Origin of the sequence: Solibacillus sp. FSL W7-1464 (genome assembly GCF_038004425.1) — a bacterium.
In the GTDB taxonomy this organism is placed as follows: domain Bacteria; phylum Bacillota; class Bacilli; order Bacillales_A; family Planococcaceae; genus Solibacillus.
The window spans coordinates 2021801-2047713 of sequence record NZ_JBBORC010000001.1 but is presented as its reverse complement, the minus strand read 5'-3'; the positions used below and the strand labels follow the sequence as shown (position 1 = coordinate 2047713).

The window sequence follows — 25913 nt, the reverse complement described above, 5'->3', positions numbered from 1 at the left end:
GAATCATGTCAAAAGCGATTTTAATTAATGGTGGAAACAGTGTGACTTCCCGATTAACAGGTGTTCAGCAATCAATCGAATCATTGCTTGAGCAGCAAGGCATTGCTCATGAAACAATTCAGATTCATCAGCTTCCTGCAGAAGATCTGATTACTGCAAACTATGCGAGTGAAGCGATTGCCGAAGAAATTGTCAAAGTGGGGGAGGCCGATATCGTATTTTTCCTGACACCGATCTATAAAGGTTCCTATACTGGCATTTTGAAAACATTCATCGATTTACTGCCGCAAAAAGGGCTGGAAAACAAAACTGTCGTTCCAGTTGCAATCGGCGGGTCAATCGCGCATTTATTGGCACTGGAATATTCATTGAAGCCGGTACTTTCGATTTTAGGAGCGACAACCATTTCAAGCCCGATTTATATCGTTGATTCCCAAGTAACGAAGACAGACAATGGCTTTACATTGGAAGAAACAGCAAAAGAACGCATCGAAAAGGTGTGGGAAAGTGTTGCACCCAAAAGCAAAGTAACTGTCTAAAATGAACCTCGTGAAGGAGTTTTTTCCTTCGCGGGGTTTTTTATTCGTATACTGCCCGCTTTTTTATGAAACAGGTGAATGATACTTCCAACTTTGCTATTATTATACAAAAGGAGGTGGCTTGATTGAGCAGACGTTTCATGGCAATGCTTGCAGTAACATTGCTCGTTTTTATAAGCAGCACCGTAGTTTTACATAGCAAAACAATTGAAGAACCGTTCATCATTCCGTTTGACTCACAAGTTCTGCTGGAAGGTAGCGAGGAAGAGCAATTCATAACGGTTAGTTACATAACAAATCGCAATGAGGATGTGGGGATACCATATATTAAGGCAGGTATTTTACAGTTGCAGTTGAGCTCGCTAAACGAAAACAATGATCTTTACTTTAATCCTATAAATACTAAAGTAGATACAAAAATGGAAACGTACCAATATTACGATTTGCATACGGCCCAATTTAAAGTGGAAGAAAATATGTTCGAGTTGCTACTAGACTTAGATGAGGCGACAGCTGTATTTTCAAACGGATACAAGCAAACATTTCCGCTGAATGTAGCGGTAATGGAAAAATATAACGGTAAACCGCTTACAGTAAAGCAACACCATGAATTAGTTGAGGATGGTGCACTTACGACATTTACTGTCCGAGAAATAGCAACGTTCGAATCAATCGAATCGACCTTCCCATTAGAGAATATCGATATTTATAAAGATGGGAGGCCACTAGCACTTCCGTATACTACAGAAAAAGGGGAAAACCTATCAATCCGTACATCATCTAATTATCGTTTCTGGCCATCGATGTACACCGATATCATTTTAAGGGGAACACTTGATACAGGGAAGCCTTTTGCTGGAAATTTGAGATTTTTTATGGATAATCCACCATCTGAACAATGGATTGAAAATTTCGTACAGAAAATGGGGGATCGCTAATGCATCAATTTTTTGCTCGGTTGCTAATTGGATACCTCATGATTATCTTGGACATACAAATCGTCATTGACTGGCTTCCGGATATTATTGGATTTATTGTGATTGCATATGCGATTCGAAATTATGCTGATTCAAAATACGGCAAAACCGCTTTCAGGTTAAGCTGGCTTGTTGGGATTCTATCTGTATTTCAAATGCCGGTAATGGAAGGGATCTTTTCGGGGTTGCCGCAAGAATTGTTAATAAGTTACGAATTCATTATTAGTTTCGCAAACCTCATATTTTATTATTATATTTTTGGGGTCTGCTTCAGTTTTGTTGAACAGACACCGCATATGGAGTACACGAAAAGGGTGAAAAATTGGCTGATTGGCAGTTTGTGGTTTTTAATGACAGCAAACTATATTCTGGTCCATATTGATTGGGTAGTGTTAAGTATTATATTCGTAATAGGTGCTATCATCTTATTCATCAGCATTATTCGGTTTATCGTATACTGCTATAAAATGATGAAATACGGTAAGATGATTGAATCGGACGAGGCATCTAGTTCCGATATGAATTTGGAGCCGATAACAGAGCCTAAATAACGTTCATTTATACCGCACATTTTATAGAGTTCATAAAGCATTATCGAAAAAGCCCATCCATTTCATTTAAAAGAAACGGATGGGTATTATTTTATTTCGCTGTATACTTTTTAATCGCCGGGATGATTTCGTTACCGATCAGTTCGATATTTTTCATTACTTTATCAAACGGCACTCCGCCGAAATCGATTTGAGCCATGAAGCGCTGCATGCCAAACAGCTCGTATTGGCCGCGACCTGCAACAATTTCTGCACGGCCATTCGAAATTAAATCAATTGTCGCAAAATCCTCGTAAACACGGACTGGATCCGCTGCGCTTAACACCGTCGCAGAGCTTGCCAGTTTAATGCTTTTCGTTGCCTGCGCAATTGCACCGAGTACGACCGAATGTGCCTGTGTTGTAAAATATTGCTGGTGGCTTTCACCGACTGCAAATACATCAATCCCAGCCTGTTCTGCCAATCGGCTCGCTTCGATGATTTCCTGAATGCGCTGCTGCGCGGAAATGCGTGATCCTGTTAAAGGATTCGGAATATGGTCACCTAACGTATATAGTCCAAATTCCATCCCGTTTTTTCATTGATGCGATCTTGTTCCATGATCATTGACTCCTTATAAAATCGGCTTTAATTTTGCTGTAATCGCTTCACGCTGTGGTTCTAAAAAATCAGGTAAATCCAGCTGTTCACCGAGCGAATCCACATCACCGTCGCGTATAAAACCTGGTCCATCCGTCGCAATTTCGAATAAAATCCCATTCGACTCACGGAAATACAGGCTTTTAAAATAAAAGCGGTCGACAATGCCCGATGACATATATCCTCGCGCCTTTACTTGCTCATCCCAATACGCCAGTTCTTCGTCATTTTTCACACGAATGGCCAAATGATGAATGCTGCCGCGGCCAGGTTTTTCCGAAGGTCCGTCCTGTTCGACAATGTAAATTTCCCCAAACATTTCATCATCGATCGATTGGAGGAGGGCAGTTGTTTCGTCTTGAATCTTCAATTCATAGTTAAAGATTTCAGTTAATGTTCGAACCAGTTTCCCTTTATTTTTTACAGTTATTTCAACAATGCCCATCCCTTGAATCTGATGTTCGACCGGAACAGTGGATTTCTCATATGTTTCCCAATGCTTAACTTTCGTATTTGGTGAAGCGATAAGTGCCAATCGTAACCCTTCTTCATCTTCAAAAAGAAGTGCAGGGCGACCGGCAAACGTTGCGATGCCTTCATGTTGAACGCCGGATTCATCCAGTCGGTTCACCCAATATTGCAGGCTATCGACGCTTGGTACGATCAAACCGATTTTTGTAATGGCATTTGTGCCTCGGTGAGTACGGCCAACTAACGGGATTTCAAAAAAGGAAAGCTCTGTACCCGGACTGCCTGTTTTATCACCATAAAAGAGATGGTACATGGATGTATCATCCTGATTGACCGTTACTTTAACACGGCGTAATCCTAAAATATCGCGGTAAAATTTGTTGTTCTGCTGTGCATTTTTTGTAATCATCGAAATATGATGATGTCCTGGAATTGTATACATGGTCATTCCTCCAATAATAATTTACTGCGTTGTATGTTCTTTGAACTACATTTCAAAAAGGCAACTAATCAAGAGATTTCTTACCTCTTACTTTACTACTCAACGGATTCGACGACAAGAAAAATATCTCGAATTCGAAATAAATAAATATTGTAACTATTTACCTTTTTATCCGTCTATTAATATTAGAGGAGGGGATTTATTGAGAAGACTACTCGCATATGGCTTGCTGCTTCTTTTAGCCGGATGTAATGATACGATGCAGCATTCAGCAACTCTTGAATGGGCCGTCATTAACGTTAAAAATTCAGCTGCCGACGAAATAATCATTCATGATCCAAAAGAGCTGGAAGATATCACAAGTTATTTATCTAAAACAGATTGGCAGCCGAATACTGAACCGAAAATGGCAACGCATGAAGATATTATTTTAAGTTTATTTATTGAAGTTGAACAAAATATGCCCGAACGTATTAACGAATATCAAATCTGGTTTGAAGAAGACAATTCGATGACCATTATGAGCAATGTTAAATCAGAAGGGTTTGGCAAATTACAGGGGAAATTCGGAAAACCTTTTAAAGAATTGCTTCAACAAAATATAATGGGGAAGGATCGTGTTATTGATCAGCATGGTCAGATCGAGAATTTGGAGTTATTGCATCAGTTTTTAAAAGATACCGACGAAAAAAGACAAGCGTCATTGGAATTGACGCGCTATACGATAGAAGGGGCACCAATTTACTGGAAAGTTGAATATCAGGAAGGGCAGTATAACATCGAAGTCGATAACCGCGAAGATAATTGGGGAAGTAAAAATATTGAAAATTATCAGTGTGATAAATTGACTGAAGATGTTACGGGTTCATTGACTGATTATAATTTTACATCATGTGAAGGTGGCTATGAAATCAATTTATTATCGGTAACAAGTGAATAAGGACGTAACAAAAGGCCGAAAAAATCCGTTTCAGTAGATTTTTTCGGCCTTCACATTATTTTATGTTACTGGCGATTTCCAATGCCTGTGTAAAGTCTTCTATCAGATCATCTTCATTTTCCAAACCGACTGAAAAGCGCAGCAAACCATCAGTAATTCCGCGTTTTGCACGTTCTTCGGGCTCCATTGCTGCATGACTCATTTTGGCAGGGTACGATAAAATTGATTCCACACCGCCAAGACTAACCGCAAATACCGGAATTTTCATCGCTTCGACAAATGCTTTTGCAATGTCATAATTCGGTAAACTAAACGATAAGACTGCACCCGCTGAAGTTGCCTGTGCAGCATGAATTTCAAACCCGGGGTGGGTAGGGAGTCCAGGGTAGTAGACTTTTTCTACTAATGGATGTGCATGTAAAAACTGTGCGATGCGCATTGCAACACGTGATTCTTCATTAAAACGCACAGCCGTCGTTTTCATGTTTTGAATTAATGTGTAGCAATCCTGCACACCGAGTACAGAACCGAATGAATTTTGAACGAAATAAATTTCATTGCCGAGTGCTTCATATTTTGTAACAACAAGGCCTGCCACTATATCGGAATGCCCTGATAAAAATTTCGTAGCGGAATGAATCACAACATCCACACCTAATTCAAGCGGTTTTTGATGCAGAGGTGTCATGAATGTATTATCTAAAAACGTGAGCGCACCGTGTTGTTCTGCGATTTCAACTACACCACGAATATCTGTGATTCCTAATGTAGGGTTCGATGGTGTTTCCATATAAATTAATTTCGTTTCAGGACGTACAGCTGCTTTTACTGCTTCAATATCGGTAAAATCGGCAAATGTATGGGTAATACCATAGCGCGGCAATACTTTTGTAACAAAGCGGTACGTACCACCGTAAACATCTTCGGTAATAACGATATGATCGCCTGCAGATAAAATCATAAAGCAGGCTGATACGGCAGCCATTCCTGTAGCAAATGCAAATCCTCGACTACCGCCTTCCAGTTCGGCAATTGCCTTTTCCAATGCAGCACGTGTCGGGTTTCCCGAACGAGCATAATCATATTCGCCAAATTCATCGATTGATTCCTGATGGAAAGTCGATGATAAATACATCGGTACGTTTACAGCACCTTTTTTATCGGCATAGCCTTCACGGATGGCCCCATGAACTAATGCTGTTTCAATGCGGTTTGTCATGCAAATTCACCTCGTAACGAATCGAAAACTTGTTTTAAGTCCGCGATTAAATCTTCTGCTTCTTCAATACCTACTGAAAAACGGAGTAATCGGTCACATACTCCACGTGCAACACGTTCCTCATAAGGCATGTCGGCATGCGTCTGAGTAGCAGGATAAGTAATAAAGCTCTCCACGCCGCCAAGACTTTCTGCAAATGTTATCAGCTTGATTCCTTTTAAAAACGGATTGACCATTGAGGAATCTTTGACACGGAATGACAGCATGCCGCCTTTACCTGTATACAGTACATCTGTCACAAGTGGTTCATCAGCCAAGTATGCCGCCACTTTTTTTGCATTCGCATCATGCTGCTTTAAACGTAAATGCAATGTTTTCAGTCCGCGAATCAGCAGCCATGAATCCATTGGTGAAAGCACCATTCCAATGCCGTTATGATAGAATGCTAACTTCTCGCATAATTCAGAACCTTTTGCAACGACTAGGCCCGCCAAAACATCATTATGTCCGCCAATATATTTTGTTGCACTATGTAAAACAATATGTGCACCCAATTCAAGGGGACGCTGGAAATATGGAGTGTAGAATGTATTGTCCACAATGAGTAATAAATTATGTTTTTCCGCAAGTGCCGCATATGCGACAAGATCGATTTCCTGCATTAATGGATTTGTCGGAGTTTCGATAAACAATGCTTTCGTATTTTCATTGATTAAACTTTCAACTTCTTCAACATTAGTAAACGGATGATAAACCGGTTTAATATTGTAGTTTTCCGCAAATGTTTTGAACAGGCGATAGGTGCCGCCATATAAATCTTCCGGAACGATTAATTCATCGTTCGGTTTAAATAATGACATGACAAGTTGGACAGCTGCCATGCCTGAGCTGCATGCAAATCCGGCATCGCCGTTTTCCAGCTCTGCGATCCCTTGCTCGAGTATCGTACGAGTTGGATTTTTTGTTCGTGTATAATCATAGCCTGTCGATTCACCAATCCCAGTATGCTGATAAGCAGTCGACATATAAATCGGCGGATTGATCGCACCTGTTTTGGCATCACTCAGGTTTCCGAGCTGTACTAACTTTGTTTCAATTGAACGTTGTGACATGAATACACTTCCTTACATGAATTTGCTAAACATTTCGAATGAATCGAGTATTACATCAATTTATCATGAACAGATAAAAGGAACAATAGTAGAAACAACGAATGAATAGAATAAGGGATAATTAAATTAAAAAACAAAAAATCCTAGAATACGTTTAATAGTACGCTAGGATGAATAAATTTTATTTAGCTTGCTCGTTTTTTAATAAATCACGGATTTCTTTCAGCAGTTCTTCTTTAGTATCCAATTCCGGAGTTGATTCTTCTACAACTTGTGCTTCTTTTTTACGATTCAGTTTCGTCAGTAATCGTAGTGCCATGAATATAGCAAATGCGATAATAATGAAATCAATAATCGATTGAACAAATACGCCTAATGCGACTTGGGCTTCACCTGGTCCGAACTTCCATTCGTTTGTCAGATCGATTCCGCCAGTCAGCATCCCGACAAGCGGCATAATAATATTTTCAACTAATGATGTAACAATTTTACCGAATGCAGCACCAATAACTACTGCAACCGCTAAATCGATAACATTGCCCTTCATAGCAAATTCTTTAAAGTCTTTCCACATAATCTAGCAACTCCTCTTATCTTTAGTAAACAAAGTCTAATTTTATACATTGCGATATAAATTTTCAACAGTGAATATTACCTGCTTTTCTAGTAGAATGATAGTTAACAACATTATTTCGTCTTAAAGATTGGTGGCTTATATGGCAAAAAGCAAGAAAAAGAACCCTTTACTTTCCCCAAAAACTAAAATCTTATTGATTATTTTGCTTCTCCCTATCACTTTAACGGTATATATTGTCGCTTATTCCAGCTGGCAGCAGCTTCGTGTTTGGCCCTTTACCGAAAAAACAGTGTATCAGCAAATCCAGGAACAGTTTGATTTGGAAATTCCAATCGAATATATCCCGGTTTACGTCGAAGCAGAAAAGCAATACGGTGTTCCATGGACGCTTCTTGCGGCACATCATCGTGTAGAAACCCGTTTTTCCACTATGAAAACACTTATCTCACCGGTTGGTGCAGAAGGGCATTTTCAATTTATGCCATGCACTTTTGTAGGCTGGCAACATCCTTCATGCAAAGATTTAGGGCAGGGGAACATCCCGGAGCATGATAAAACAAATCCTGCCATAATAAAAAAATATGGCGGATATGGTGTTGATGCAAATGATGACGGCATTGCTGATCCATTTGATATAGAAGACGCCGTATTCAGTGCAGCAAAATTTTTATCGATTGCCGGTGTAAAGGAAGGGCAACTGAAAAAAGCAATATTCCAGTATAATCATAGTGATGACTATGTGGAAGATATTTTATATTACTATAAGCAATACAGGGATTACGGCAATCAGCTGAAACAAATTGCGCTTGATGAAGACAAATAAAAAAGTGTGACGCTAAGTCACACTTTTTATTTATTCCAGATGCAGAAATCCAGTTTATGTTGCTTTACGCATTGAGCGAAGGATAAAGCTTACGATAAAGATTAAAATAATGGCACCAATTAATGCTGGGAATACATAGAAGTCAGAAACTTTCCAGCCCCAGTTACCTAAAATCATACTACCGATCCATGAACCGACGATACCTGCAATAATATTACCGATAATACCGCCTGGTACATCTTTACCTAAAATTACACCTGCTAACCAACCTAGAATACCTCCGATAATTAAGAACCAAATGAAACTCATCATACTGTCCATCTCCTTTGTTTAAAAATATTGAATAATAATTGCATCTAGTTATTTATTTCCTTTCAGACGAAAGCTTAAACATATTTTTAGCTGGAAGTTTTTAAGCTGATTCGGAAATTATGGAAGTAAGATTACTTTATATGGAATAGTAATATGGTGTAATATTTTTACATTAAATAATAGAAGCACCTAAACATGATTTGAAATGGCCAAGCGCCCATATATGTCCGCTTTCATTAAAACTTGCCACGGCATGTTCCGGGATTGTAATTTTATAGCCTAAATTATAACTGTCCACTGCTGTATGCAAAATGCAAATATCTGTACATACTCCGACAAGTACAACTTCTTCCACGCTACGTTCCCGAAGTAAGATATCTAAATTTGTCCCTGCAAATGCACTATAACGAGTTTTATCAAATGAAATAACGCGATCTTTATAGGTTTCATATAGCTCATTCACTGAACCATAGAGTTCACGACCTTTAGTTCCTACTATATTGTGGGGCGGAAATAATTTTGATTCAGGATGAAATGGATCGTTTTCGCTATGTAAATCATTTGCGAATACGATAACATCATTTTGCTGAATAAACTGTTCTATTAAAGTACTAATATTCTTTTCAATGGCCTGTCCCGGCTTTCCGCAAGTTAACTGTCCATCGTCCGCTACAAAATCATACGTATAATCAATGACGATTAATGCTTTTTTCATCTGTAATTCACTCCTTATTCGTTGTAACGTTATTATGCCATGGTTACTAAAAAAATGTGGGTGAAAATATTAATTAAATATTCTAAATATTTTGATTTTTTAATCCTGTTGTAGTATAGTTAGGATATCAAATAAACGGGGTGATTAATATGGAAATGGCAATTACAAGGAAGCTGAACCGTCAAGGGTTAATTTTTGCAGGAATCCACAGTTTAATCATATTGAACTTTGCTATTGAATTATTATTACTCTAATAGATTGCGATACTTAATAGAATCTAGCCTGAATAGGCGCTAGGTTCTTTTTTATGCAGAAAAAGATCCGGGGTCAATAAATATGTACAAAAAATTTTAAAAATTCAATTTATGTAAAAAGTGTGACGAAAGAGTAAAAAGGCAACATCAATAAGGATGAAAGCGATTGCAATAAATTCATAGTTTCTGAATTGTATAAAAAATTCAAAAAATAGTGTTGACGTTGTAGTTCATTTCGTACTATGATAACAACAATTTAGTACACCACATCACTCAAGCGACATTCTGATGTGAGCTTATATGGTGTAAAAGATTCGATACTTTCTAAATATAAAATTTTGAATATTTGAAATTTTAGCCGAAAATCGAACATATAAAAAACAGCTAGAGTAAAAGCATTACGTTGAGGGGCGTTTAAAATGAGAAGTGATATGATTAAAATGGGAGTTGACCGAGCTCCACACCGTAGTCTTTTATACGCTACAGGTAAAGTAAAGGCGAGAGATTTAGAAAAGCCATTTATCGGTGTATGTAATTCTTATATTGATATTATTCCAGGGCATGTCCATTTGCGAGAATTCGCGGATGTCGTAAAAGAAGCGATTATTGAAGCAGGCGGAATTCCATTCGAATTCAATACAATCGGAGTCGATGACGGAATTGCCATGGGGCATATCGGGATGCGCTATTCATTGCCATCACGTGAAATTATTGCCGATTCGGCTGAGACGGTTATTAACGCACACTGGTTTGACGGAGTGTTCTACATACCAAACTGTGACAAAATTACACCGGGTATGTTAATGGCGGCTGTTCGTACAAATGTTCCTTCAGTATTCGTATCAGGAGGACCAATGGAAGCAGGTACTTCTTCTTCAGGTAAAACATTATCTTTAACGAGTGTTTTTGAAGGGGTCGGTGCACATAAAGCAGGTACGATGACAGCTGAAGAGCTACTTGATATCGAGAACAATGCATGTCCAACATGCGGCTCTTGTTCGGGAATGTTCACAGCCAACTCAATGAACTGTTTAATGGAAATGCTGGGATTGGCATTACCGGGTAACGGTACAATCGTTGCAACAAGCGAAAAACGTAAAGAATTAATTTACGAAGCAGCGAAACACTTAGTACGCATGATTAAAGAAGATGTAAAACCACGTGACATTGTTACAAAAGAAGCGATTGATGATGCTTTTGCTCTTGATATGGCAATGGGCGGATCTACAAATACAGTGCTTCATACCCTGGCAATCGCCAACGAAGCAGAAATTGACTACAACATTGAAGACATTAATAAAGTAGCAGAACGTGTTCCTTATATAGCAAAAATTATGCCGGCATCGGACATTTCGATGGATGACATTGCAAAAGCTGGCGGTGTTCAGGCGATTATTAATGAATTAACAAAAATTCCAGGGGCAATTCACCCTGACAGACCAACAATCGCAGGAGTTTCAATGCGTGAGCTTGTGAAAGACTATGAAATTACGAATGATCGTGTCATTCGTACAAAGGATAACCCATATAGTGCTGTAGGAGGACTTTCCGTATTGTTCGGAAATATTGCCCCTGAAGGCTCGGTAATTAAAGTAGGGGCGGTTGATCCTTCTATTAAAACCTTTACAGGCGAAGCGATTGTCTTTGAATCACAGGAAGAAGCACAGCAGGCAATCGATGATGGCATCGTACGTGAAGGACATGTAGTTGTCATTCGCTATGAAGGTCCAAAAGGCGGGCCGGGTATGCCGGAAATGCTGGCACCAACTTCAGCGATTCAAGGACGCGGATTAGGAACGAAAGTAGCGCTCATTACAGATGGCCGTTTCTCAGGTGCATCACGCGGTATTTCAATCGGTCATATTTCTCCTGAAGCGGCTGAAGGCGGACCAATCGCATTAGTCGAAAATGGCGATACAATTATTATTGATTTGCCAAGCAGAACAATCAATTTACAGGTTTCCGACGAACTCCTTGCAGAGCGTCGTCAAAACTTAAAACCATTTGAACCAAAAATTAAGCGCGGCTGGTTGGCACGTTACTCTGCATTAGTAACAAATGCTTCCCAAGGCGGCGTAATGAAAATATAATCTGAATACATTAAAACGTTGATGAGGTTAAAGGATATAGAGTCTTGTATTTACCAGAGAGCCGGTATTGGTGGAAGCCGGCGATACAACTATATCCGACATCCCCTCGGAGTGAGCTATTAAACGCATTCGCCATTAGATAGCTCCGGGCATATTCGAATTGCTCGTTATTAATGAACCGTTCTCTTTGTTTAGTTGCACAAATTTCCTAAGGGGAATTTTGAAATAAAGAGGCTCAGGCGGTTCACGAGGTAACTAGATAAACCTGTCTCTTTTAGGAGAGCATGTTCGTCGATGTTATAAATGAGGGTGGTACCATGAAAAGTCTTTTTCATCCCTACGTAAGAGGTTTTCTTTTGCGTGCGGAGAAAAAGGCTTTTTCTTTTTATAAAAAAATGACTTCACATATAAAGTTTTAAAAAAGGAAGGAGAAATTACTATGAGTGCAAACGTTTCAGTAAATCAAGAAATCGAAAAGCCCGAAGAACAACAACAAGTAACAAAACCGAGAGACGGTGCGGATATTTTAGTCCAGGCACTGCATGAACAAGATGTTGATATTATTTTCGGTTACCCGGGCGGGGCAGTGTTACAAATTTATGATGCGCTTTACCGCAATCCGATCCGTCACATTCTGACACGCCACGAACAAGGTGCAATCCATGCGGCAGAAGGTTATGCACGTGTTATGAATAAACCGGGTGTAGTAATCGCGACATCAGGACCAGGAGCGACAAACCTCGTAACAGGTATTGCCGATGCGATGATCGACTCGATTCCGTTAGTTATTTTTACAGGGCAGGTGGCAACATCCGTAATCGGTACAGATGCATTCCAGGAAGCCGACATTATGGGCATCACAACACCGATCACAAAGCATAACTACCAGGTGCAGGACGTAGCGGATATCCCTCGAATCGTGAAAGAAGCATTCCATATTGCGAATACAGGACGCAAAGGACCGGTTGTTATTGACTTCCCGAAAAATATCTCACAAACTGTGTTCCTGGATGAAATTAAAGCACCGGAAGATATTTATTTACCGGGTTACCAGCCGACAACAAAACCGAACTACCTGCAGATCCAAAAGGCGATCCAAGCATTAAGCTTAGCTAAAAAACCTTTAGTACTTGCTGGTGCAGGAGTATTATTCGCAGATGCACGCGAACAATTGACAGAATTTATTGAAAAATATAATTTACCGGTTGTAAATACATTACTTGGTTTAGGAAGCATTCACGGACAGCATAAACAATTCTACGGAATGGCTGGGATGCACGGTTATGCAACGGCAAATGACGCAATTACTAAATGCGACTTATTAATTAATATCGGTGCACGTTTTGATGACCGATTAACAGGAAATTTAGCAACATTTGCACCGAACGCTACAATTATCCATATCGATATCGATCCGGCAGAAATCGGAAAAAATGTACCGACTGATATTCCGATTGTTGCGGATGCAAAAGAAGCATTGTTTGCACTGCTGAAAAAAGATTTCCAAGGACCGGATACGACGGAATGGACACATTACTTAAATGATAGCCGTGATAAATATCCGCTATGGTATGAAGACGCAGGAGAAGAAATTTTACCGCAGCAGGCAGTTGAAATCCTTCATAAACTGACAGACGGTGAAGCGATTATTACAACGGATGTTGGACAGCATCAAATGTGGGCAGCCCAATATTACCATTTAAATAATCCTCATAACTGGGTAACATCAGGCGGTTTAGGGACGATGGGCTTCGGTTTCCCGGCAGCGATCGGCGCACAGTTTGCAAAGCCCGAGAAAAAGGTTATCTCAATTGTCGGGGATGCCGGTTTCCAAATGACAAACCAAGAGCTTGCATTACTAAAAGAATTTAACTTACCGGTAAAAGTAGTAATCCTTAACAACAGCTGTCTAGGGATGGTACGTCAATGGCAGGAAACATTCTATGATGAGCGTTATTCACAAAGTTTAATGCCTATCCAGCCGGACTTCGTTAAACTTGCCGATGCATATGGCATAAAAGGTTACCGCATCGATAATTTATCAGAAGCAGAAGCAATCTTTGACGAAGCGATCAATTCGGATGAACCGGTTGTCATTGATTGCCGAGTGAAGCAGCTTGTGAGCGTATTCCCGATGGTTGCGCCTGGTAAAGGATTACATGAAATGATTGGAGTGAAGAAGCCATGAAGCGAGTGCTGACAGTAACAGTCATTAACCAAAGCGGCGTTTTGAACCGAGTGACTGGCTTATTAATGAAACGTCAATTCAATATTGAATCGATTACAGTAGGCCATACAGAGCAGCCGAATTTTTCGAAAATGACCTTCATCGTCCATGTTGAAGATGAAAATAAAATCGAACAATTGATCAAACAGCTTTCGAAGCAAATTGATGTATTAAAAGTAAACGATATTACAGAAAAAGCGATTGTCCTTCGAGAGCTGGCGCTGATAAAAGTAGTTTCACCGCCAAACTTGCGACTGGAGATGAATGCAATCGTTGAACCATTCCGCCCGCAGGTTGTCGATACATCAAAAAATGTCGTGACATATGAAGTAGTCGGTCACCCGGAAAAAATCGATGCATTTATCGAACTGCTCCGTCCATACGGCATTAAAGAGCTAACACGTACAGGTGCTACAGCAGCCATCCGTGAAGCGCAAAAAATCGAAAGCCCGCAATTATCGATTTTAAAATAGGCAATAAAAGCATCACCGACAAGCTATACAACATTGGATTTACAAACAGGGTGGAGGATGACATCTGAAGCCCGAATTACAAAATAAAAAAACATTCACTTAATTGGAGGAAATGAAAATGTCAAAAATGTATTATGAAAACGAAATTAACGAGCAAGTATTACAAGGGAAAAAAATCGCGATCATCGGTTATGGTTCACAAGGCCATGCCCATGCGCTTAACTTAAAAGAATCAGGTTTTGATGTAGTAGTTGGTATCCGCCCAGGTAAATCATATGATGCAGCAAAAGAAGATGGCGTAGAAGTAAAATCTGTAGCAGAAGCTGCTGCAGAAGCGGATGTTATCCAAATCCTACTTCCGGATGAGCGTCAAAAAGCAGTATACGAAGCTGAAATCGCACCACATTTAACACCAGGTAAAGCGTTAATGTTCGCACACGGTTTCAACGTACACTTCGGTCAAATTCAACCACCTGCAGATGTAGACGTATTCCTAGTAGCTCCAAAAGGCCCAGGTCACTTAGTACGTCGCCAATTCACTGAAGGTGCTGGCGTACCAGGATTATTCGCAATCCACCAAGATGCGACTGGTCAAGCTCGTGATTTAGCTCTTGCATACGGTAAAGGAATCGGTTCAGCACGTGGCGGATTACTTGAAACTACATTTGCAGAAGAAACAGTTACTGACCTATTCGGTGAGCAAGCAGTACTTTGCGGTGGTACAACTGAACTTGTTAAAGCAGGTTTCGAAACATTAGTTGAAGCAGGTTACCAACCAGAATTAGCTTACTTTGAAACATTACACGAACTTAAATTAATCGTTGACCTAATGTTCGAAGGCGGTATGGCAACAATGCGCTACTCAATTTCTGATACAGCGGAGTGGGGAGACTATGTTTCAGGTCCACGTATTATCGACGCATCAGTAAAAGCGCGTATGAAAGATGTATTAACAGATATCCAGGACGGTACATTTGCGAAACGCTGGATCGCTGAAAACGAAAACGGTCGCCCTGAATATACAAAATTCAAAGAAGCTGGCGCAAACCACCAAATCGAAGAAGTTGGCGAAAAATTACGTGCTATGATGCCATTCATCAACCAAGGAAAACAAAAGGTTACAGTGAAATAATATGAGGAAAATTGACATTTTTGATACAACATTGCGCGATGGAGAACAGTCGGCTGGCATTAACTTAAATACAGCAGAGAAAGTAGAAATCGCAAAACAACTAGAGCGTTTAGGTGTCACAATTATTGAGGCGGGATTCCCTGCCTCATCTCCAGGTGACTTGGAGGCGGTATCGTTAATCGCAAAAACGGTGAAAAATTCAATTGTCACAGGTTTAGCACGTGCTGTGAAAAGCGATATCGATGCAGTATGGGAAGCAATACGTCATGCTGAGCAGCCACATGTTCATACTTTTATCGCAACAAGCCCGATCCATATGGAATATAAGCTAAAGAAAAATCCGGATCAAGTAATCGAGCAAGCTGTTACTGCTGTAAAGTATGCCAAGGAAAAATTCTCGCTTGTAGAATTTTCTGCAGAAGATGGTTTCCGTTCAGACAAGGAATTTTTAGTTCGTATTTGCCAGGAAGTTATTAAAGCTGGTGCAACAACGATTAATATTCCAGATACGGTTGGTTACGCATCACCGGAAGAATACGGCGCTTTATTCCGTTATTTACGTGAAAACGTGATCGGTGCAGAAAAGATTAAATTCTCTGCACATTGTCATGACGATTTAGGAATGGCGGTTGCCAACTCATTGGCAGCGATCGAAAACGGTGCAGACCAAGTAGAATGTACGATTAACGGACTAGGTGAACGTGCAGGAAATGCCGCATTGGAAGAAATCGGTGTTGCCCTACATATTCGTAAAGACTTCTACGGTGTTGAAACGGGCTTGAACTTAAAAGAAATTAAACGTACATCACAGATGGTAAGCCGTTTAACAAACGTAGTCATTCAGCCGAACAAAGCGGTTGTCGGTAAAAATGCATTTGCGCATGAATCGGGTATTCACCAGGATGGTGTCCTGAAAAATCCGGAAACATACGAAATCATTTCACCGGCACTAATCGGTGAAGATGATATTCCATTAGTTTTAGGAAAGCATTCAGGTCGTGCCGCATTCCGTGACCGCGCAGAAACAATGGGCTTCCAGCTGTCGGATGAAAAACTGAACAAAGCTTTCGCTGAGTTTAAAAAATTGGCCGACCGCAAAAAAGAAGTGACTGAAGAAGATTTAACAACGATTTTGACTGAGCAGCAAGTTTCAATAGAAGATGTTCCGTTATTTGAACTGAAATCGGTGCAAGTCCAATACGGTACTGAAAATATACCTACAGCTACTGCATCAGTTATGACTCCTGAAGGTGAGTTGAAAACAATTGCCTCAACAGGATCAGGTTCAGTCGAAGCCATTTTTAATACACTTGAACAGCTAGTTGGAGGCAAAGTCAATATTTTGGACTACCGGGTACAATCAGTCGGTAAAGGACGCGATGCACTTGGAGAAGCGGTCATTAATATGAAATATAACGGCTATACATCAACAGGACGCGACTCCGCACAAGATGTGCTGGAAGCAAGCGCAAAAGCGTATCTAAATGCAGTGAACAGACAGCTTATCCAAAAGCAAATACGCGATAAACAGGCAATTACGGTTTAATAGAATAACAACGTGGTTTCCGTAATGGAAAACATGGCAAGCTCATGATATGAATAATAGCGCCATCTTAATTGGTGGCGCTTCTACATCAAGTTACTTCACGTAGAAAGAAAGGTGTTTTACAAATGGAAAAGAAAATTACAGTACTACCAGGTGACGGCATTGGTCCTGAAGTTGTTGCAAGTGCAGTAAAAGTATTACAAGTAATCGGGAAACGTTTTAACCATACATTTCATTTAAACTATGCGGCAATCGGCGGAGCTGCAATTGACCAGTATAATAATCCATTACCGGAAGAGACAATTGCGATGTGTGAAGCAAGTGATGCCATTTTATTAGGTGCAGTAGGTGGTCCGAAATGGGATAACAACCCGCCAGCATTGCGTCCGGAAAAAGGTTTATTAAAAATCCGCAAGCACTTTGATTTATTTGCGAATTTACGCCCTGTAAAAGCATTCCCAAGTTTACTTGCATCTTCTCCATTAAAGCGTGAAGTTGCGGAAAATGTAGACTTAATGATCGTCCGTGAATTAACAGGAGGGCTATACTTCGGAGAGCCACGTAAAAAAACAGATGCAGGTGCTATTGATACATGTGTGTATTCCCGTGAAGAAATCGAACGTATTGTTGAAAATGCATTCGAATTAGCACGTTTACGCCGTGGAAAACTTTGCTCGGTAGATAAAGCAAATGTACTGGATACATCCCGTTTATGGCGTGAAATTGTAGAAGAAAAGAAAAAGCAGTACCCAGATGTAGAAACAGAACACAACTTAGTTGACTCAGTGGCAATGAAATTGATTACAAACCCGGGTCATTATGATGTCATCGTTACAGAAAACTTATTCGGCGACATTTTAAGTGATGAAGCTTCTGTTATTACGGGTTCACTTGGTGTCTTACCTTCTGCATCAATTCGCGGTGATAATTTTGGACTTTATGAGCCTGTACATGGTTCGGCACCAGAAATTGCTGGCCAAGGTGTTGCAAATCCGGCAGCAACAATTCTTTCAGTAGCAATGATGCTTCAATATTCATTCGGCTTAAAAGAAGAAGCGGCAGAAATCGAACGTGCTGTTGCAGCCGTATTCGAAGATGGCTACTACACAGCCGATTTAGCTCAGGAACATACTCGTACATTATCGACTGAGGAATGGACAGAAAAAGTATTGAACGAAATCGATGCAAGCTTCGTATCAGACAGCATTATGATTTCATATAACTAATTTCAATTGCAAAATTTGTTGATGTTTTGGATATCAACACTATATATGGTTAAGGAACGGTGAGAACAATGGGGAAAAATATTATTGAAAAAGTGTGGGAACAGCATGTCGTACATCGTGAAGAAGGAAAGCCGGACTTACTTTATATCGACCTGCATTTAATTCATGAAGTTACAAGTCCTCAAGCATTCGAAGGACTACGTCTGGCAGGACGGAAAGTACGTCGTACAGATCTATCGTTCGCAACAATGGATCATAACGTACCGACTAAAAATCTGCCGACGATCAACGATCCAATCGCAAAAAAACAAATTATGACACTTGCTGAAAATGCAAAAGAATTCGGTATCGAATTAGCGGATATCGGTCATCCGGATCAAGGGATCGTTCACGTTATCGGACCGGAGTTAGGTCTTACGCAACCTGGTAAAACAATCGTTTGCGGTGATTCACATACAGCAACTCACGGTGCATTCGGCGCAATCGCATTCGGAATCGGGACATCGGAGGTTGAACATGTACTTTCGACTCAAACATTATGGCAATTAAAGCCGCCAACAATGGAAATCCGTGTGAACGGTGAGTTGGGCGTTGGTGTTACAGCAAAAGATATTATTTTAGCAATTATTGCTAAATGGGGAATCGGTATCGGTACAGGACATATCGTGGAATACACAGGTGAAGCAATCCGCAAGCTTTCTATGGAAGAGCGTATGACAATCTGTAATATGTCAATTGAAGCAGGTGCAAAAGCAGGCCTGATTTCACCGGATGAAACGACAGTTGAATTTTTACGCGGTCGCCGTCATGTACCTCAAGGACAAACATTTGAGGAAGCGGCAAAATACTGGTTAAGTCTTGCTTCAGATGCAGATGCAACATATGATGTTGTCTTAGAAATTGATGCACAGGAAATTGAGCCGATTGTAACTTGGGGTACAAATCCAGCGATGGGTGTCGGCGTTTCGAAAACAGTACCTACTGCTGCGGATTATGACAATGAAACTGATAAATCCGCTTTAAACAAGGCACTGAAATATATGGATCTGCAGGAAGGCCAAAAAATTACGGATATTGAAATCCAGCATGTATTTATCGGATCTTGTACGAACTCCCGTATTAACGACTTACGTGCAGCCGCTGACATTGTAAAAGGCGAAAAGCTTGCACCGGGTGTTAAAGGGATTGTAGTTCCTGGTTCCTGGTCGACAAAACGCCAGGCAGAAGAAGAAGGTCTACATCAAATTTTCCTTGATGCCGGCTTTGAATGGCGCGAATCTGGCTGTTCTGCTTGCTTAGGGATGAATGAAGATGTTATTCCGGCGGGTGAACGTTGTGCTTCAACATCTAACCGTAACTTTGAAGGACGTCAAGGTGCAGGTGCACGCACACATCTTGTATCACCAGCGATGGCAGCAGCTGCTGCAATTCACGGACGTTTTGTCGATGTTCGTAAGCTACAAAAGCAGGAAGCATAAGGAGAGATCAGCATGAAACCGATTAATATAGTAAATAGCATTTATGCACCACTTGATCGCAAAAATGTCGATACAGACCAGATCATTTCGAAAGAATTTTTAAAGCGCATCGAACGCACAGGATTCGGACAATTTGTATTTTATCACTGGCGTTTTGATGAAAACGGCAATCCGATCGAAGATTTCGTGTTAAATAAACCAGAATATAAAAATGCGGAAATTCTAGTTGCACAAGATAACTTTGGCTGTGGTTCATCCCGTGAACACGCACCATGGGCAATCCTTGATTACGGATTCCGGGTTGTCATCGCACCAAGCTTTGCAGATATTTTCCACAATAACTGCTTCAAAAACGGTATTTTACCGATTAAATTAACGGAAAGCGAATGTGACGAACTTTTAGAAAAAGGTTTGGCAGAAGCACAGGCAATTGAAGTTAATTTAGAACAGCAAACAGTTACGACAGGTTACGGAAAAACGTATTCGTTTGAAATCGATCCATACTATAAACAAATGTTATTAAATGGATGGGATGAAATTTCTCTTACATTCCAGTATGATGAGCAAATTGCAGCATACGAAAAAAACCGCGTAGCCTACTAATCTACAAGCCTCTTACTTTGGGTTTTCCCTTTGTAAGAGGCTTTTTTGTCTTATATCCCAGCCGCTTTTCTACTTAACCAAATTTAACCTTTCTTGAATATTATTTCTCCTATTGGGCATTCTATAAAAAAGTTTAGCTGAGATTGGAGAAATACTATGTCTTCAGAAGAGAACATTAAGTGGATTAATGAACAATTCAAAGATACAAATGAATTAACGATGAAGACGCTGGAAGATGATGATAAAAAAGCAGAGCTATTTTACATAAAGCCGCTTATCGATGTGGAATTGCTTCAACAAATTGTCATTAAACCTTATTTTGAGATGCAATCAGAAATGAAATACATTCGATATTTAAAAGCTTTGCCCCAATTTCAGGACAGCAAGTCGCAGGAGCAGCTGAAAACTGAAGTGCTGAACGGCAATGTAGTGCTTTTCATACAGAATAAATTTTATTTGCTGGATCTGAAATGTTCTTTCAATGATCAGACGAATTCAGCATCGGTTGAAACAACAATACACGGTTCACAGCTTGCACTAAGCGACAATATTGCGACCAATATTAATGTTATTCGATCCGATTATCATCAGCCGACGTTATATGTTGAATATTCCACGATAGGGCAAGTAAACAATCACAAAATGGCGATTATTTACGACAAAGAAAAAGTAAATAAAAATGCGCTGAAACTCATCACGGAAAAGTTGCAGCAAGTGGATAAGCAGGTCATTACATCCACGGTTCAACTAAGCAACTATATCAATAATAAAAAGTATTCGTTATTTCCACAGTTGATTATGACCGAACGTCCGGACCGGATCGTCTATAACTTGGCTGGAGGCAAAGTTATAATATTGGTGGATGGCAACCCTCAAGCACTGATTGCCCCTGTATATTTCTTCGATTTTATGACATCGATGGAGGATAATTACCATTCGTTTTATATATCGTATTTTCTTAAATTCCTTCGTTATACTGGGCTATTTATCAGTCTTCTTTTACCGGGTCTATATATCGGTATTACTTCATTCGCGCCGGAAGTGTTCAGGACAGAACTCGCTCTGACAATTGCAGGAAGCCGTATTGGGGTTCCGTTTTCTTCATTTGTGGAAGTACTGTTCATGCTGTTTTTTATGGAAATGCTGCTGGAAGCGAGTATACGACTGCCGAAAACTATCAGTGCAACGGCTACTACCGTTGGGGGGTTAATTTTGGGGACGGCTGTAACGGAAGCATCCCTTGCATCGGATATTATGGTTATTATAGTGTCGGCGGTGGCAATCTCAACTTTCGTTATTCCGATCAATGAAATGGCATTTTCCATTCGGGTAATTCGCTTTTTTTTCATCCTTGCGGCAACAATACTCGGCTTGGCAGGACTGACTTTAGCGCTTTATGCATTGATTATGTATTTAGTAAGTATCGACAGCTTCGGTGAACCGTATCTGAAATTTAATGAAAAGAAGTCAAGTAAAGCGAAGGCAGGGGAGGAAGCATGAGCAGGTTTTATTACTATTTAATTATCATTAATATGGTTGCAAATATTATTGCTTCGGTACCAGCTATCCTTCTCCATTACCATAATGATGGTGCTGTCATTTCCATGCTTTTATCAATTGCTGCAGGTGTGATTCTTGTAACACTGTACACAAAATTTTTCCTTAAGTATCCAGGTAAAACATTACCGGAACTGCTGGAAAAGACTACTTCCAAATGGTTTTACTTGCCTTTCGTTTTTATACTTGCTGTCTTATGGTTTGTTGCAGGACTTATTACGCTAATAACATTTACATTCTTACTTATACGCTATTTAAGTCCTGAAATGCCGATTATTCTAATTTGCCTGACCCTTATATTTGCGGTGATTTTTGGCTGTATATTAAAAACAGACCGGGTATTGTACACCGTTGAGATGATTATGATTATCACAAGTCCTTTGATTCTTTTCATATTTTTTAAAGCATACAGCAGCAGAAGTTTAAATTGGGATTTTGTTAGGGAAGCGGCTTTATATATTAATCAAGTACCGAACTGGCATTCATTTTCTGCTTGCTTTTTTTTATTTTTGGGTGCTGCCAATCTGTTTATATTCAATCGATATTTTACGGATAAACAGAAATTTGGCTTTAAACAGATTATGTTTATCGTTCTAATATCGATTGGGACTTTATTTACAACGTATTTCATACCGATAGGGTTTAATGGATTTGAAGGTATTAATGAACTTGTCTATCCGTGGATTTCTACGACCGATTCGATCAGGATGGATTATTTTATTATTGAACGTGTGTTATTCATGTTTTTACTGTTTTATTTAGGGATTGCCTTTTTGAGCATACTCATTCACTGGCATGCGGCGGTAGAGTTTTTAAAATTTACATTTAATCTGGAAAAAATTAAATACAAAGATAAAGTGATCGGGATTTTTTTGCCTCTTCCAATTTTTGTTGGTATCTCTTTATACTTTGTAACCGTATTAACAGAGTATCAGCTTTTTCAGTATTCAAGTTATTTTTATGCTGGTATGGTGTTTATTTTTCCAGGGATAATCCTATTGTTTACTTACATTAACAGGAGGATGAAAAATGACGAGTCTGCCACTGAAAATTAAAGTAAATTTACTGTTAATTGTATTAGGAAGTGTTCTATTAACCGGCTGCGCATTTAAAGACATTGATAAGAGTGTTTTTGTTGCAATGATCGCCCTGGACGTTTCCGATGATGAGGAAAAACCGTACAAAGTTACATTGAAGCTATATGAACCGACCGGATCTTTTACAGAGGCAACAGAACCTCAGTATTCCTATTTATCGGAGAATGGCGAAACGCTTTCAGAAGCGATTCGTATAATGGAATCCTATTCGGACAAGGAGCTTGAATTTGGACATTCAAAACTTATTGTCCTCGGTGAGGAATTGGTGAAGGAAGATAAAAACAAGGAAATTTTGGACTTTTTAATACGCAGACCTGATATACAGATGATTTCCTGGATAGCTGTCGGACGTCCTAATGCGGAAGATATTATTAAAATGATTCCGCAAGGGGAATCTGCCGCCTATCCTGAACTTTTTAATTACTTTGACAGTAATGGTACGACAACACCTTATATTGTAACGACCCACCTGTTTGAGTTCAGAAGAAATATTAAAGAAGACGGGATCGATAGTGTGCTGCCGATTATAGAAATAAATGATGAAGATCAGCATTTTGAAATTAATAAATCATTACTGCTTGCACTCAATAAAGAACCGCTCGAATTGGGTTCATTAAATACTTCGATTTATAATATGCTGTCCCGAAGTGTAAAACATGCGAATTTACTAATAAAGGAGGATGGAGATCATTTTATTGCCAATATCGATACGGTCAAATCAAAATATAATGTGAAAGTTATTAATCCTTCAGAAATCCAACTTAATATTAATATTAGTTTATACGGCTCGATAGCGGAATCACATAAACCAATGATAAATAAAAATCTTCCAAAGTATAATGAAGAACTGAAAAAAGAATCGGAAGAGAAATTTATGGCTTTTATTACGGAGATGAAAAAAAGCGGCTACGATCCTTTAGGTTTCGGCATCGATTACAAAGCGAAAGTATTACATAATCGGCGCATGACCGTTGAGGAATGGAAGGAAGCCTATAAAAAAGCTAAAGTCAACTTGACGGTGAAACCAGGAATTAAAAGTACAGGATCCATTCAGTGAATAATATGAATAAAAAAGACTTCAAATCGTATGTTTGAAGTCTTTTTACTGTTAAATGGCTACCCAATGACCTTCTGTAACTTCGACCAGCTCCGTATTTTCGACATCAAACCGGTTCGCTATCAGCTCTTCGTCTGTCAGTACACGACGCTTTTTCTGTTTTTCGATAGCCGGATCTGGAATAGGAATCGAATCAAGCAGCATTTTCGTATAGGGATGCTGCGGATTGGCATACAGCTCTTCACTTTCTGCCAGCTCGACAATTTTCCCGCCATACATAACAGCTACCCGATCACTAATATGTTTTACCATCGACAAGTCATGTGCAATAAATAAATACGTTAATCCTAGTCGTTGCTGCAAATCTTTTAGTAAATCCACGACTTGTTTTTGAATGGACACATCAAGCGCGGATAATGGTTCATCACAAACAATAAATTGAGGTTCTACAGCTAATGCACGTGCAATTCCGATTCGTTGGCGCTGACCGCCGCTGAATTCGTGCGGATAGCGAAGTGCATGCTCCTTTTTCAGACCTACAAGCTCCAGCAATTCTTCCACTCGTGCCCGGCGTGCTTCCTTGGAAGGGGACAGTTTATGCACATCCAATGCTTCTCCTATAATATCCAGCACTTTTTTTCTTGGGTTTAAACTTGAATATGGATCCTGGAAAATAATTTGCATATGACGTCGCATACTTTTCAGTTCATTTTTCGTTAAGCGACTAACGGGTACACCTTTGTAAAGAACTTCACCGTCTGTTGGCTCATGCAACTGCAATAACGTACGTCCGGTTGTTGATTTTCCGGAACCTGATTCACCAACAAGCCCTAATGTTTCACCCGGGAAAATTTGGAACGATAAGTCGTTCACAGCTTTTAATACATTGCCTTTTGCTAATTCAAAATGTTTGGATATATTTTTAACTTCGACTAACGGCACATTAATATTCAAGTCAGGCGACAAGTTTGGCAGTTCTTTTGGCTGTTTCGGTTCATGAAGCTTAGGCAAAGCGTATAATAGTCGTTTTGTATAAGGATGCTGCGGATTGGCAAAAATCTCTTCCGTTGTACCTTGTTCGACGACCTCGCCTTCCTTCATAACAACAACCCGGTCGCACATTCCCGCTACGACACCTAAATCATGAGTTATCAATATAATAGACGTACCAAATCGCTGTTGCATATCCTTCATCAAAGATAAAATTTGTGCTTGGATTGTTACGTCAAGCGCTGTTGTCGGTTCATCGGCAATAAGAAGGGAAGGATTACATGCTAATGCCATTGCTATCATAACGCGTTGTCGCATTCCGCCACTGAATTCATGGGGGTATTGGTTATAACGTTCTTCGGTATTTTTTATTCCGACTAATTTTAGTAGTTCAATTGTTTTTATATACGCTTCTTTTTTTGAAAGTCCTTGATGCTTTATGATACCTTCCGCAATTTGGTCTCCAATACGAATAGTAGGGTTTGTTGAGGTCATCGGGTCCTGAAAGATCATACTAATGTCTTTTCCGCGGATTGCTTCCATTTGGTTTTCCGTTTGGGTAATTAAATTTTTTCCTTGGAATTCAATCGTTCCATCCTTTAAAAACGAAGGAGGGGAAGGAAGTAAACGCATAATTGAACGGGCCGTTACACTTTTACCACTACCGGATTCTCCTACAATTCCGACTGTTTCACCTTCATTTACATGAAAACTTATGCCTTTAACGGCTTCGAATTCCTGCTCGCCAGTTATAAAAGATACACGTAAATCCTTTACTTGAAGCAACTTTTTACTCATAAAATGCTCATCCTTTAATAAAAATAAAATAATTTCATTGACTTCTGAATGTTCGTTCTACATAATAC

General features: G+C 39.7%; 24 protein-coding genes. 16 read left to right on the top strand and 8 right to left on the bottom strand.

Features of this window, described 5'->3' with window-relative positions; genetic code table 11:
• The first annotated feature begins 5 nt into the window (after nucleotides 1-5).
• From ssuE to MKZ25_RS09940, 3 genes are all read left to right on the top strand, one after another.
• Nucleotides 6-539 (top strand): NADPH-dependent FMN reductase, encoded by a 534-nt coding sequence (gene ssuE / locus MKZ25_RS09950; RefSeq protein ID WP_340801326.1) that lies wholly within the window; start codon nucleotides 6-8, stop codon nucleotides 537-539.
• Nucleotides 540-664: 125 nt separating this feature from the next.
• Nucleotides 665-1477 (top strand): hypothetical protein, encoded by an 813-nt coding sequence (locus MKZ25_RS09945; protein ID WP_340801325.1) that lies wholly within the window; start codon nucleotides 665-667, stop codon nucleotides 1475-1477.
• Nucleotides 1477-2067 (top strand): hypothetical protein, encoded by a 591-nt coding sequence (locus tag MKZ25_RS09940; RefSeq protein WP_340801324.1) that lies wholly within the window; start codon nucleotides 1477-1479, stop codon nucleotides 2065-2067. The genes MKZ25_RS09945 and MKZ25_RS09940 overlap by 1 nt, the downstream gene beginning before the upstream one ends.
• 91 nt (nucleotides 2068-2158) lie before the next feature.
• Here the strand turns inward: MKZ25_RS09940 and MKZ25_RS09935 are convergent, their stop codons facing one another.
• Nucleotides 2159-2635, bottom strand: coding sequence for an LLM class flavin-dependent oxidoreductase (locus MKZ25_RS09935; protein ID WP_445326863.1), 477 nt, complete (start codon nucleotides 2633-2635; stop codon nucleotides 2159-2161).
• A gap of 45 nt (nucleotides 2636-2680) precedes the next feature.
• Nucleotides 2681-3619 (bottom strand): ring-cleaving dioxygenase, encoded by a 939-nt coding sequence (locus MKZ25_RS09930; RefSeq protein WP_340801323.1) that lies wholly within the window; start codon nucleotides 3617-3619, stop codon nucleotides 2681-2683.
• 202 nt (nucleotides 3620-3821) lie between these two features.
• Between MKZ25_RS09930 and MKZ25_RS09925 the strand changes: the two genes are divergently transcribed.
• A complete protein-coding gene (locus tag MKZ25_RS09925; RefSeq protein WP_340801322.1) occupies nucleotides 3822-4559 on the top strand; it encodes a DUF4362 domain-containing protein in 738 nt (245 codons plus the stop codon).
• A gap of 55 nt (nucleotides 4560-4614) precedes the next feature.
• Here the strand turns inward: MKZ25_RS09925 and MKZ25_RS09920 are convergent, their stop codons facing one another.
• From MKZ25_RS09920 to mscL, 3 genes are all read right to left on the bottom strand, one after another.
• On the bottom strand, nucleotides 4615-5778 hold the full coding sequence (locus MKZ25_RS09920) for an aminotransferase class I/II-fold pyridoxal phosphate-dependent enzyme (protein ID WP_340801321.1): 1164 nt from the start codon (nucleotides 5776-5778) through the stop codon (nucleotides 4615-4617).
• Nucleotides 5775-6890 carry a methionine biosynthesis PLP-dependent protein gene (locus tag MKZ25_RS09915; protein ID WP_340801320.1) on the bottom strand — a complete coding sequence of 372 codons (1116 nt, stop codon included), beginning with the start codon at nucleotides 6888-6890 and terminating at the stop codon, nucleotides 5775-5777. Before MKZ25_RS09915 ends, MKZ25_RS09920 begins: the two co-directional genes overlap by 4 nt.
• 181 nt (nucleotides 6891-7071) lie before the next feature.
• Nucleotides 7072-7464 carry a large conductance mechanosensitive channel protein MscL gene (gene mscL / locus MKZ25_RS09910; RefSeq protein ID WP_340801319.1) on the bottom strand — a complete coding sequence of 131 codons (393 nt, stop codon included), beginning with the start codon at nucleotides 7462-7464 and terminating at the stop codon, nucleotides 7072-7074.
• Nucleotides 7465-7606: 142 nt separating this feature from the next.
• Between mscL and MKZ25_RS09905 the strand changes: the two genes are divergently transcribed.
• A complete protein-coding gene (locus MKZ25_RS09905; protein ID WP_340801318.1) occupies nucleotides 7607-8290 on the top strand; it encodes a lytic transglycosylase domain-containing protein in 684 nt (227 codons plus the stop codon).
• Between the two features lie 54 nt (nucleotides 8291-8344).
• On the opposite strand, the gene MKZ25_RS09900 is transcribed toward MKZ25_RS09905, so the two are convergent.
• Together MKZ25_RS09900 and MKZ25_RS09895 are read right to left on the bottom strand one after the other, a co-directional pair.
• Nucleotides 8345-8602 carry a GlsB/YeaQ/YmgE family stress response membrane protein gene (locus MKZ25_RS09900; RefSeq protein WP_340801317.1) on the bottom strand — a complete coding sequence of 86 codons (258 nt, stop codon included), beginning with the start codon at nucleotides 8600-8602 and terminating at the stop codon, nucleotides 8345-8347.
• Nucleotides 8603-8774: 172 nt separating this feature from the next.
• Nucleotides 8775-9317 carry a cysteine hydrolase family protein gene (locus MKZ25_RS09895; protein WP_340801316.1) on the bottom strand — a complete coding sequence of 181 codons (543 nt, stop codon included), beginning with the start codon at nucleotides 9315-9317 and terminating at the stop codon, nucleotides 8775-8777.
• Between the two features lie 673 nt (nucleotides 9318-9990).
• On the opposite strand from MKZ25_RS09895, the gene ilvD reads away from it, so the two are divergent.
• The 11 genes from ilvD to MKZ25_RS09840 all read left to right on the top strand — a co-directional run bounded on the left by ilvD (nucleotide 9991) and on the right by MKZ25_RS09840 (nucleotide 24057).
• The gene (gene ilvD / locus MKZ25_RS09890; RefSeq protein ID WP_340801315.1) at nucleotides 9991-11661 is read left to right on the top strand and encodes a dihydroxy-acid dehydratase; all 1671 of its coding nucleotides are present in this window, start codon (nucleotides 9991-9993) and stop codon (nucleotides 11659-11661) included.
• A 439-nt stretch (nucleotides 11662-12100) separates the two neighbouring features.
• Complete coding sequence (gene ilvB / locus MKZ25_RS09885; protein WP_340801314.1) at nucleotides 12101-13849, top strand: biosynthetic-type acetolactate synthase large subunit; 1749 nt, start codon at nucleotides 12101-12103, stop codon at nucleotides 13847-13849.
• Nucleotides 13846-14361, top strand: coding sequence for an acetolactate synthase small subunit (ilvN, locus tag MKZ25_RS09880; protein WP_008403681.1), 516 nt, complete (start codon nucleotides 13846-13848; stop codon nucleotides 14359-14361). Before ilvB ends, ilvN begins: the two co-directional genes overlap by 4 nt.
• 118 nt (nucleotides 14362-14479) lie before the next feature.
• Complete coding sequence (gene ilvC / locus MKZ25_RS09875; RefSeq protein WP_079526917.1) at nucleotides 14480-15493, top strand: ketol-acid reductoisomerase; 1014 nt, start codon at nucleotides 14480-14482, stop codon at nucleotides 15491-15493.
• 1 nt (nucleotide 15494) lies between these two features.
• Nucleotides 15495-17039 carry a 2-isopropylmalate synthase gene (locus MKZ25_RS09870; RefSeq protein WP_340801313.1) on the top strand — a complete coding sequence of 515 codons (1545 nt, stop codon included), beginning with the start codon at nucleotides 15495-15497 and terminating at the stop codon, nucleotides 17037-17039.
• Between the two features lie 125 nt (nucleotides 17040-17164).
• On the top strand, nucleotides 17165-18265 hold the full coding sequence (gene leuB / locus MKZ25_RS09865; protein ID WP_340801312.1) for a 3-isopropylmalate dehydrogenase: 1101 nt from the start codon (nucleotides 17165-17167) through the stop codon (nucleotides 18263-18265).
• Nucleotides 18266-18333: 68 nt separating this feature from the next.
• A complete protein-coding gene (leuC, locus tag MKZ25_RS09860; RefSeq protein WP_340801311.1) occupies nucleotides 18334-19743 on the top strand; it encodes a 3-isopropylmalate dehydratase large subunit in 1410 nt (469 codons plus the stop codon).
• A 12-nt stretch (nucleotides 19744-19755) separates the two neighbouring features.
• Nucleotides 19756-20346, top strand: coding sequence for a 3-isopropylmalate dehydratase small subunit (leuD, locus tag MKZ25_RS09855; protein WP_340801310.1), 591 nt, complete (start codon nucleotides 19756-19758; stop codon nucleotides 20344-20346).
• Nucleotides 20347-20502: 156 nt separating this feature from the next.
• Entirely contained in the window at nucleotides 20503-21846 is a 1344-nt protein-coding gene (locus MKZ25_RS09850) for a spore germination protein (RefSeq protein ID WP_340801309.1), read from the top strand.
• The gene (locus tag MKZ25_RS09845; protein WP_340801308.1) at nucleotides 21843-22958 is read left to right on the top strand and encodes a GerAB/ArcD/ProY family transporter; all 1116 of its coding nucleotides are present in this window, start codon (nucleotides 21843-21845) and stop codon (nucleotides 22956-22958) included. The genes MKZ25_RS09850 and MKZ25_RS09845 overlap by 4 nt, the downstream gene beginning before the upstream one ends.
• On the top strand, nucleotides 22933-24057 hold the full coding sequence (locus tag MKZ25_RS09840) for a Ger(x)C family spore germination protein (protein ID WP_340801306.1): 1125 nt from the start codon (nucleotides 22933-22935) through the stop codon (nucleotides 24055-24057). The genes MKZ25_RS09845 and MKZ25_RS09840 overlap by 26 nt, the downstream gene beginning before the upstream one ends.
• A 51-nt stretch (nucleotides 24058-24108) precedes the next feature.
• Here the strand turns inward: MKZ25_RS09840 and MKZ25_RS09835 are convergent, their stop codons facing one another.
• Nucleotides 24109-25845 carry an ABC transporter ATP-binding protein gene (locus MKZ25_RS09835; protein WP_340801305.1) on the bottom strand — a complete coding sequence of 579 codons (1737 nt, stop codon included), beginning with the start codon at nucleotides 25843-25845 and terminating at the stop codon, nucleotides 24109-24111.
• Between the last annotated feature and the right edge of the window lie 68 nt (nucleotides 25846-25913).